This is a genomic window from Paraburkholderia solisilvae (assembly GCF_902859875.1).
Classification (GTDB): Bacteria; Pseudomonadota; Gammaproteobacteria; order Burkholderiales; family Burkholderiaceae; genus Paraburkholderia; species Paraburkholderia solisilvae.
The window spans coordinates 117,710-127,145 of record NZ_CADIKF010000016.1 but is presented as its reverse complement, the minus strand read 5'-3'; the positions used below and the strand labels follow the sequence as shown (position 1 = coordinate 127,145).

The window sequence follows — 9,436 nt, the reverse complement described above, 5'->3', positions numbered from 1 at the left end:
CACTATTTCGACGATACGAAGCGCTATGTCGAAGCGGCCGAGATGAACCCCGAACAACGCTTCAAGATCTACGAAGGCAACGCGCGGCGCGTGTACCCGCGCCTGCATGCCGCACTGGTTGCACAAGGGCGTTGATGCTTTGACTTTATCTCCAGCCTTCGCTCCAGCTTGAGCGCGGGCGTACAACGCATGCGCCGCCACCTATCAATGCTGGACACCCCAGCGCCGCACGGTCAGCCGCTCGAGCGTGTCGAACACGAGATGCTCGACCAGCAGACCGATCACGATTACCGCGATCAGCCCGGCAAATACGCGGTCGGTATAGAGTTCGTTCCGGTTCTGAAAAATGTACCAGCCCAACCCGCCCTGCCCCGCGCTTGCGCCGAACACCAGTTCGGCGGCAATCAGCGTGCGCCACGCGAATGCCCAGCCAACCCGCAACCCCGCAACGATCGAAGGCAACGCCGCGGGCACGAGAATCAGCACGACATGCCGCAAGCCGGACAAGCCGTAGTTGCGGCCGGCCATCCTCAATGTCGCGGGCACGCCGAGGAAGCCCGTGTACATGTTGAGCGCGAGCGGCCACAGCACCGCATGAACCAGCACGAACAGCAGACTCCCGGTGCCGAGCCCGAACCACAGCAACGCGATCGGCAGCAGCGCGATCGACGGCAGCGGGTTGAACATCGCGGTCAGCATCGACAGCAGGTCGCGCCCGACCCGCGTCGACACGGCCAGCGAGGTCAACGCAAAAGCGAGCGCCACGCCGAGCGCGTAGCCGCGCAACAGCACCGACATCGAAATCGCGGTCTTCGCAAGCAGTTCGCCCGACACGATGCCCTGCACGAAGGCGCTCAACGTCGCGCCGAAAGTCGGCACCAGCAGATCGTTCGACACCGCCCGTGCCGTCGCTTCCCAGAGCCCGATCAACACCAGCGCGATCAGCGCGCGGCGAAACCATCCGGCGCTCAGTACGCGGGTCACGAGCGGCACGCGTATGCTCTGGCCTGCCTCATCTGCCGCTTCGAGCGGCAATTCGTATTCGGCGCGCACCGGCGGCGCCGGCTGCCATGCCCCCGTCGGCGTGCTCATGCATGCACCTGCGCTTGTGGTGTGGGTTGCGGTGTGGTTTGTCGCGTCGCATCGGTGTCGAACAGCAACCGATGAATGCGCGCAACGCTTTGCTGGAAATCGCTGCGGCCGAGGCTGTCCTGCGAAAACTGATGGCTGTTCAACTCGGCGCGCACGCGCCCCGGATGCGGCGACAGCAGCAGAATCCGGTTGCCGACAATCAATGCTTCCTCGATCGAGTGCGTGACGAACATCAGCGTGAAACGCACCTCATCCCATAACTGCAGCAGTTCCTCCTGCATCTTGCGGCGCGTGAGCGCGTCAAGCGCGGCAAACGGCTCGTCCATCAGCAGCACGCGCGGCTGCATCGCGAGCGCGCGTGCAATCGCCACGCGCTGCTTCATGCCGCCGGAAAGCGTGTGCGGATAGGCATTCGCAAACGCCGCGAGCCCGACCTTGTCGAGATAGTGCAGCGCGCGCTCGCGCGCCTCGGCGCGCGACAGACGCTTCGCGACCCGCAACGGAAACATGACGTTCTGGATGACCGTCTTCCACGGCGGCAACTGGTCGAATTCCTGGAACACGACCACCCGGTCGGGTCCCGGACCGCGCACCGGTGCGCCGTCGAGCAAGATCGAACCGGCCGCCGGCTCGATAAAGCCCGCGATCGCTTTCAGCAAGGTCGATTTGCCGCAACCGGACGGCCCCAGCAGCACGAAGCGGTCGGCGCCGTAAACATCGAAGGTCACCTGATGCGTTGCGCGCACGATGCGCTCGCGGCTGCGGTATTCGAGGCTCACGCGATCGACGGCGAGCAGGCGCCCGGTGGTGTGCGGCGCGCTCGCGCGGCCGGCGTCCTGCAAGGGCGCGTTCGTTGCGTTGGCAAGGTCGGCCGTATCGGCCACGTCGGCCGTGTCAGCCACGTCGGCCGCATTGGCTCTGACGGCCGGCGGACTCGCGGCCGCCGGCAAGTCTGAGGTCGCGGCATCGTGCTGAATATGCCGTTGATTCCAGCTTCGGAGGGTACTGACGTTCACTTTCGACGATCCAGCGGACAAAACGTGACCATACGGTCATGCGGCTCCCGCACCAACCAACGAATGCGCATATCGAAAGCATTCGGCTGCATAAGCGGCGGTTCCGACGCTCACGCGTCAGGTGCACCGGACCATCGCACCGCGTGGCGTCAGCTGCCGCCGGCCGTCGCCGGATCGTCGAAGAAGTAGTCGCGCCACGCGGTCGGCTCGTTGCGGATCGCGCCGACGCGATGCATGAACTGCGCGAGCCTGAGCGTGTTTTGCGGCGCGATCGTGAGCTGGACTTGCGGGTTCTGCAAGATCTTCAGCAGCAGCGCGCGGTCGATTTTCGAATTGTTGACGCGAATGTAGATGTCGGCCGCCAGTTGCGGATTGGCCGAGACGAGATGCGCGGCCTGTGCAAGCGCGGTGACGAACGCGTGATAGGTCTTCGGATTCTCGTCGCGGAATTTTTCCGTCGCATAGAGCACGGTGGCCGAGCTCGGGCCGCCGAGTACGTCGTACGAATTCAGCACGATATGCGCGTTCGGATTCGCGGCGAGCTCCTGCTCCTGAAACGGCGGATTGCCGAAGTGCGCGGTAATCAGGCTGCTGTTCGCGATGATCGCGGCCGTCGCGTCCGGATGCGGAATCGCCTGCGTCAGGCCGTCGAGCCTGTCGAACGACTTGTCGCCCCACTGCTTCGCCGCCGCATATTGCAGGATGCGCGATTGCACCGATACCCCGACTGCGGGCAACGCGATCCGGTCCTTGGCTGTCAGATCCGCGATTGTCTTTACGTTCGGATTGTCGCTGACGAGGTAGTACGGAAAACTGCCGAGCGACGCGACGCCCTTCACGTTCTGGCGGCCGTGCGTGCGGTCCCATACCGTCAACAACGGGCCGACGCCGGCCCCCGCTATGTCGATCGAACCGGACAGCAATGCATCGTTGACCGCGGCGCCGCCCGACAGCCGCACCCAGTCGACCTTGATATCGAGCCCTTCGCGGCGCCCTTCCTGTTCGATCAGATGCTGATCGCGCACGACGTTCAACAGCAGATACACGACGCCGAACTGCTCGGCGATACGGATCTGCCCTTCCGCCATCGCGGGTTGCGCGACGCCGAGCATGCCCGCGCCAACCACGATGCTCAACGCTGCCGCAAGCATGCGACGGGCAAGCTGCGACGCGCCCGGCCAGATCGAGCGAAACGGATTCAACATGAACGTCCCCGTGAATGATGAGCGTGGTGCGCGAGGGCACAGAATCTACGGCGCTGCGACGACGCTCGTCAACGAAGCAAAACAGATACGCATATCGGCGCTCGTCATATGGATGGCGCCCGCATCGACTCGCCCCTCCGCGTGTCTGTGCGCCAGGGCACAGAACCGGCCTGCCGTCCGGCGGATGATGAACGGTTGACACACGTTGCCTCGTCCCTTTGCGTCCCCGAATGGGGGCCGCACATCGCCTGCGGTCGATCCCCGGGTTGACCCGGTGGATTCTCGAGGACCCGAAGAGGGGAAGTTCCGCAATGAATCCGACGCGCCAGTGCTGTCTGTTCACGAAATGGCTGTACTACTGCGGTGCGTACTGCGCGTTGGCGCTGCTCGGCCTGCTCCTGCTGCCCGGCGTCGCCAGCAGCCAGGTGCCGAAAGCGCCGCCCGAGCGCTACAAGATCGGTATGTACGTGACGTCGATCTACGCGGTCGATACCGCGGACGGCACATTTGCGGCTGATCTATGGATATGGAGTGTCGGCCGCTCAGCCACGAAAAATCCGCTGCAGACCATGGAATTCGTCGACTCCGACACCATCACGCGGCGGCTCGACAGCACCACGAAACGCAAGGACGCGCACGGCGACCTGTATTGGCGGCAGATGAAAGTCATCGGAAAGTTCAGGCAGGAATGGGACCTGCGGCAATTTCCGTTCGACGAGCAGGTGTTGCATCTGACCGTCGAGGAAGGCGTCGACGACAACTCGACCATGCTGTACGAGGCCGACGTCAACAACACCGGCTACCTGCCCGGCGCGAGTCCGCAAGGCTGGCGCATCACCGGACAGCGAGTTGACGTGAGCACCTCCCGCTATACGACGAAGTTCGGCGACCCCGCGGGTGGCAACAGCTCCGACTACACGAAGCTGCAAATGACCATTACGCTGCAGCGGGCGAGCCTCGCCACCTTCCTCAACCTCGCCGCGCCCTTATATGCTGCGTTCCTGCTTTGCACGGTCAGCTTTTTGCTGCACAAGGATGGCCGCCCGCTCATCGAATCGCGCATGACGCTGCTTGCGGGGGCGCTGTTTGCGGTCGTGCTGAATTTCCGGGCGGTCAGCAACGTGCTGGGCAACGAGCACCATCTGACCATCGTCGATCGATTGAACATCGCGGTTCTGGTCGATATCGTCTTTGCGACGATCATCACGATTGCCGCCACCATCACGACGAACAAGGGAAAAGCGTTCTCGCTGCACCTCGAATATATCTGCGGCGCGCTCGTCGCACTGTCGTTTATCGCGTTCAATCTGTTTTTGATTATCAGCGCCGTTTGAAGACTGCCCGTGAACCCGGCCGCCGCCGCGGGTCCACGCTGTCGGCAGTCGGCGTCAGTGCGTGTGGCGGGGCACGAGCATGCGTAGGCATCACGCCGTCATTCTTATAGCTTCGGTCACTGACAGCCGGAAGTTGTTTACCTCGATTCGCTAAACATCGTGAATCAATACGTTCTTTCGTTTTATCGTGGATGACGGACATCCATTGTCAAAACGCCCGCGCCCTTCATTTTCCCAAGAATCAGATTTTCACCCAATTCATCAGATTTAGTGAGAATCTTTTCAAAGAGTTCTCTTGCGCGTCACGACGCAATTCCTGGACGGATCACGCGCCTCCTGAAGGAATAGATCGCCATCCATCCAACGCCCCGCAAACCACGCAAAACCGCGCGTGAACAGGTTTTTCCCCCGACGCATCCAGCGCACAAACGACACGACCCTCATTGAATTAATCAATACGTTATCCAAATCAAAAAAATGGAAATAAAACGTTTAACACGGCCGCAATCCCAAATAGACATAAAGTTGAAACACGCCCACCCTAACGTTGCTCGCGTTCCCGGCAATCACTTGATCATTGTGATCCTGCGGAATCTTATTCGAGCCATTCTTTAGCCGGAGCCATTAATTGCCTTTCAGCAATCTTATTAACATCGCCATGTCCTCTGGCGGCATTCTGTTCATCATGCCGCTGCTCTTCCTCGTCACGCTAACTGTCAGCCTCGAACGTGTCTGGTTCCTCGCGCGACTCAAGGAAACCGGCCGCCGCGTGATCAAACGGGTCGAAGCGTTGAAGCATCTCGACATGCAGGAACTCAACAACCTGCTGCGCAGCGTGCATCGTCAACCGCTCGCGAGCGTACTGCGCGTACCGCTGAATTTTCCCGAACTGCGCGATCACGTGCGGCTCGCGGACCGGCTGGAAGAAGCCATCCTTCTCGAAGTGCCGAGAATGGACCGTTCGCTGTGGCTGCTCGACACCGCCGTCACGTTATCGCCGCTGCTCGGTCTGCTCGGCACCATCATCGGCATGTTCAACTCGTTCCAGGTGCTCGGCCAGCCCGGCACGGCGCCCACGCAAATCACCGGCGGTATTGCGGAAGCGCTGGTCGCAACCGCGTCCGGCCTGCTCGTCGCGATCGTCGGGCTGATTTTCCTGAATGCGCTGCAAACCCGGGTCCGCCTGCTCGTGCACGACATGGAAACCTTGAAGACGATGTTGATCAACCGCCTGGACGGATCCGACGACGGGGCACGGAAATGATGCGATATCTGGAGCCCCGCAAGGCACGAATCGAGATCGTGCCCATGATCGACATCATGTTTTTCCTGCTGGTCTTCTTCGTGATCGCGATGCTGAAGATGATCCCGAACACCGGCATTACGTCGCAGTTGCCGCATAGCTCGACAGCGACGGAGGTGCCCCATCCGAAAGTGCTGGTGAGCTTGCTGGCGGACGGCAGCCTGCAGGTCGACGGCAAGCCGGAGAGCTTGCCCGAGTTGTCCCATCAGCTTGCGGCAGGCGACCCCGCCAAGACCTCCGTGACGATCGCCAGCGATCAACGCACATCGGTGCAAAAGCTGATGGCGGTGATGGACGCATGCCGCACCGCGGGCGTCACGCAGATCGCACTGGCCGCCCGATTGCAGCCATGACCCTGTTGCCGACTGGAACACTGAAATGAGCACCCTGCACCAGCCGGATCCGGCGAGGCCACGGACGGCCACGCGCGAGGCATTCGTCGTCTCGCTCGTGATCGAAGCGTTGATGCTCGCGGCTGTCGCGGGATGGTTTGCGCACGTCGCGCCCAAACCGCAGCCCAAGCCGCCCGAGCCGATCAAGGTCGTGATCGCGGCGCCGACGCCTGCCCCGCCGGCCCCGCTGCCCGCGCCGCCCAAGGCCGCGCCCGCGAAACCGCCGGAGCCCGTGAAGGCGCCGCCCGTTCATCCGGTCAAGCCAGTCGTTACGCGGCACACGCCTCCTCCGGTCGTGCCGAAGCCCGAGCTGCCGAAGGCGCCGGCGCCCTCGACCGAATCAACCAGTCCACCGCCGCCGCCCACGCCGGCGCAGGAGAAAGCGCAGGATGCCGCCAAGCCGACCGGGAATGCGCCACCGCCGCCGGCTGAACGTTCGGATGCCAAACCATCTGCGCTATTCCAGGCGCGCCTGCGCGACGCGGTGCAGGCCGCCGTCCGTTATCCAGCCGCCGCGCGGATCATGAAGCTGAGGGGCCATGTCCGTCTCGGCTTCGGGTATCAGGATGGCGTGATTTCGAATCCGCACGTCGTGCAATCGTCGGGGCAAAGCGTGCTGGATGAAGCGGCGCTCGCCGCACTGAGCAACGCGGCCTTCCCGGCTCCGCCTCCCGAACTCAAGGGGCATCCGCTGAACCTCGAAATAGTCGTCACTTTCGCGCCGTCTTCCTGACCGCGCGACGCCAGTCGCCGCCGGCTGGCCAGCTCATTTCCATTCGCCGCATTGAGCGGCACCCATTTTTCTTATTGCTGATCGGCAAGGAGTCGTCATGCGCTTCACTGCTTCGCTCGCGCTTATGGCATTCGCATTAGGCGCGCATGCCCAGGAAAAACCCGGCTCGTCGGATGCCCCATCGAACGCACCGGCCCAACCCAATGCGCAAGGTCAACCGCTCGATCTGGGCCAGGTCGGCGCGACCGGCGCGGCCGACGCCGACAACGAAGACCCGAATGCACCGAACGCGCAAGCCAAAACGGCCACCGCGATCGCACCGACACAAAGTTCGCTCACGGCGACGCAGCCGCAGACGATCTTGAACTCGCACTTCATCAAGAACATCGCGCAGCCCAATTCCGACTATCTGGCGATTGCCCAGTACGCGCCTTCGGTCGTCAACGCGACGCCGAACGGCGCGGGCTATTCGAGCAAGAGCGGCACGATCCGCGGCTTCCAGGACGGACAGTACAACGTCACGTGGGACGGCATTCCGTTCGGCGACCCGAGCGCATTCGGCCACGCCACCGTGTCGTTCTTCCCGGCCGCGGTGCTCGACCATGTGGTCATCGATCGCGGGCCGGGCACCGCCAGCGACGTGGGCAACGCCACCTTCGGCGGCACGATTTCGCTGTTTTCGGCGACGCCGCCGCAAACGGCGGGCGGGCAGCTGTTTAGCGCGATCGGCACCGGCGCATCATGGGAAGAAGGCGGCACGCTCAACTCCGGTGTGATCTCGCAAACCGGCGGCACCACCGCGCAACTCAATTTCGACCACACCAGAACCAACGGCCTGCTCGAGAACGCCGGCTTCCGGCGCAATAACTGGTCGTTCAAGGTCGATCAGCCGATCGGCAATAACACGGTGGTGACGCTGTTTTCGAGCGTCAGCGACGTGCAGTGGAATACCTTCTCGTCGATCACGACCGAAGCGGCCAATGTGTTCGGCAAGAGCTTCGGCAACCTCAACAGCGATCCGAACACCCAGGCGTTCGCCGGCTACAACACCGACCACCGGCGCGCGGACTTCGAGTACATCGGCGTGCAGAGCGACCTCGGCGTCGTGCGCATCGACAACAAGGTGTACACGTACGCGCTTTCCGATGAAGGCCTCGGCGGCCTGGACCCGACGCTGCGCACGCCCAACTCGGTGAATCTCGCCGACGGCGGAGTGCCCGGCACGCAATCGCTGAGCCAGTACCGCTCGTGGGGCGACATCTTCAAGATCGAGGGCGATGTCGGTCACGGCTGGACTTCCACCACCATTCGCGCCGGCACCTGGCTCGAGCATGCGCGGATCAGCCAGTTCGAGCAGGACGTCGATCTGCGGACCAACACGCCCGTGCAATTCCTGACGAACCCAGGAATGGGCTCGCTCGTCAACAACAACACGGCGATCACCAACACTGCTCAGACATTCCTCGAGTTCGAATGGAAACCGCTGCCGGGGCTGACCATCACGCCGGGCTACAAGCACATCAATTTCAACCGCAGTTTCGACGGTCTGCAAAACTTCGTCGGGCTGAACAACAGCGCGAACTATAGCGCCGACCTCGGCTCGGTCACCGCGAATTACCGGATCACGCAACCGGTGTCCGTGTACGCGTCGTGGGCGATGGGCTTCCAGGCGCCGCCGGTCAGCGTGCTGCAAAGCCTTGCGCCGCAACAGCAGCCGCTCGATCCGCAAAAGACGCTGAACTATCAGTCCGGCATCGTCTATAAGGACGACAAGCTCGCGGCGGACTTCGATGTGTATTACATCGACTTCGCCAACGAGATCAACAGCGTGCTGGAAACGGTCGACGGTGTCGTCAACCAGCCGGTGTTCTTCAACCAGGGCGGCGTGATCTACAAGGGCGTCGAAGCGGAAGCGACTTATGAACTCGGCCACGGCTTTGCCGTCACGGCCAACGGCAGCCTGAATAGCGCGAAGTCGAAGACGACGCAACTGACCATCGCGAATGCGCCGAGCAGCACCGCGTTGTTCGGCGTGCTCTACGACCGGGGACCGTTCTTCGGCTCGTTCCTGACCAAATTCATCGGAACGCGCTTCACCGGTAGCGGAGAAGACCCGCAGAACCCGAACGCGAAGCTGCCGGCGTATTACTACAGCGATCTGGTGCTCGGGTTCCGCTACAAGAAGCGTCTGAAGGTGCAACTGCTGGTCGACAACCTGTTCAACCGGCGCTCGCCGACCGAAGGCAATGGCGCCGTGATCGACCCGACGTTCTATTTCCTGCCCGTGCGCAATTTCACGCTGTCGGCCACCGTGTACTTCTGATGTCTTCCATGAATCCCTTCTTTTCATCCCGATCCATG

Annotated in this window: 8 protein-coding genes and 1 pseudogene; 6 read left to right on the top strand and 3 right to left on the bottom strand. The window is 62.5% G+C overall.

Features of this window, described 5'->3' with window-relative positions:
* Positions 1-135 (top strand): annotated as a pseudogene (locus HV675_RS32450) (amidohydrolase family protein); the annotation flags it as partial.
* A 69-nt stretch (positions 136-204) separates the two neighbouring features.
* Here HV675_RS32450 and HV675_RS12470 read toward each other — a convergent pair.
* The 3 genes from HV675_RS12470 to HV675_RS12460 all read right to left on the bottom strand — a co-directional run bounded on the left by HV675_RS12470 (position 205) and on the right by HV675_RS12460 (position 3,313).
* Complete coding sequence (locus HV675_RS12470) at positions 205-1,092, bottom strand: ABC transporter permease (RefSeq protein WP_175111217.1); 888 nt, start codon at positions 1,090-1,092, stop codon at positions 205-207.
* Complete coding sequence (locus HV675_RS12465; protein WP_377700754.1) at positions 1,089-2,108, bottom strand: ABC transporter ATP-binding protein; 1,020 nt, start codon at positions 2,106-2,108, stop codon at positions 1,089-1,091. Before HV675_RS12465 ends, HV675_RS12470 begins: the two co-directional genes overlap by 4 nt.
* A 149-nt stretch (positions 2,109-2,257) precedes the next feature.
* Positions 2,258-3,313, bottom strand: coding sequence for an ABC transporter substrate-binding protein (locus HV675_RS12460; protein WP_175111215.1), 1,056 nt, complete (start codon positions 3,311-3,313; stop codon positions 2,258-2,260).
* 311 nt (positions 3,314-3,624) lie between these two features.
* On the opposite strand from HV675_RS12460, the gene HV675_RS12455 reads away from it, so the two are divergent.
* The 5 genes from HV675_RS12455 to HV675_RS12435 all read left to right on the top strand — a co-directional run bounded on the left by HV675_RS12455 (position 3,625) and on the right by HV675_RS12435 (position 9,398).
* The gene (locus HV675_RS12455; RefSeq protein WP_175111214.1) at positions 3,625-4,647 is read left to right on the top strand and encodes a ligand-gated ion channel; all 1,023 of its coding nucleotides are present in this window, start codon (positions 3,625-3,627) and stop codon (positions 4,645-4,647) included.
* A gap of 658 nt (positions 4,648-5,305) precedes the next feature.
* Positions 5,306-5,911 carry a MotA/TolQ/ExbB proton channel family protein gene (locus HV675_RS12450; protein WP_175111213.1) on the top strand — a complete coding sequence of 202 codons (606 nt, stop codon included), beginning with the start codon at positions 5,306-5,308 and terminating at the stop codon, positions 5,909-5,911.
* 44 nt (positions 5,912-5,955) lie between these two features.
* A complete protein-coding gene (locus HV675_RS12445; protein WP_246270210.1) occupies positions 5,956-6,303 on the top strand; it encodes an ExbD/TolR family protein in 348 nt (115 codons plus the stop codon).
* Between the two features lie 25 nt (positions 6,304-6,328).
* Positions 6,329-7,075, top strand: coding sequence for a TonB family protein (locus HV675_RS12440; RefSeq protein WP_175111212.1), 747 nt, complete (start codon positions 6,329-6,331; stop codon positions 7,073-7,075).
* A 97-nt stretch (positions 7,076-7,172) separates the two neighbouring features.
* Positions 7,173-9,398, top strand: a complete 2,226-nt coding sequence (locus tag HV675_RS12435; protein WP_175111211.1) for a TonB-dependent receptor — start codon at positions 7,173-7,175, stop codon at positions 9,396-9,398.
* Positions 9,399-9,436 lie beyond the last annotated feature (38 nt).

Bases quoted from the DNA above. Each gene is read 5' to 3' on its own strand.
- HV675_RS12470 (WP_175111217.1), bottom strand. From the start codon at position 1,092: ATGAGCACGCCGACGGGGGCATGGCAGCCGGCGCCGCCGGTGCGCGCC.
- HV675_RS12460 (WP_175111215.1), bottom strand. From the start codon at position 3,313: ATGTTGAATCCGTTTCGCTCGATCTGGCCGGGCGCGTCGCAGCTTGCC.
- HV675_RS12455 (WP_175111214.1), top strand. From the start codon at position 3,625: ATGAATCCGACGCGCCAGTGCTGTCTGTTCACGAAATGGCTGTACTAC.
- HV675_RS12450 (WP_175111213.1), top strand. From the start codon at position 5,306: ATGTCCTCTGGCGGCATTCTGTTCATCATGCCGCTGCTCTTCCTCGTC.
- HV675_RS12445 (WP_246270210.1), top strand. From the start codon at position 5,956: ATGATCGACATCATGTTTTTCCTGCTGGTCTTCTTCGTGATCGCGATG.
- HV675_RS12440 (WP_175111212.1), top strand. From the start codon at position 6,329: ATGAGCACCCTGCACCAGCCGGATCCGGCGAGGCCACGGACGGCCACG.
- HV675_RS12435 (WP_175111211.1), top strand. From the start codon at position 7,173: ATGCGCTTCACTGCTTCGCTCGCGCTTATGGCATTCGCATTAGGCGCG.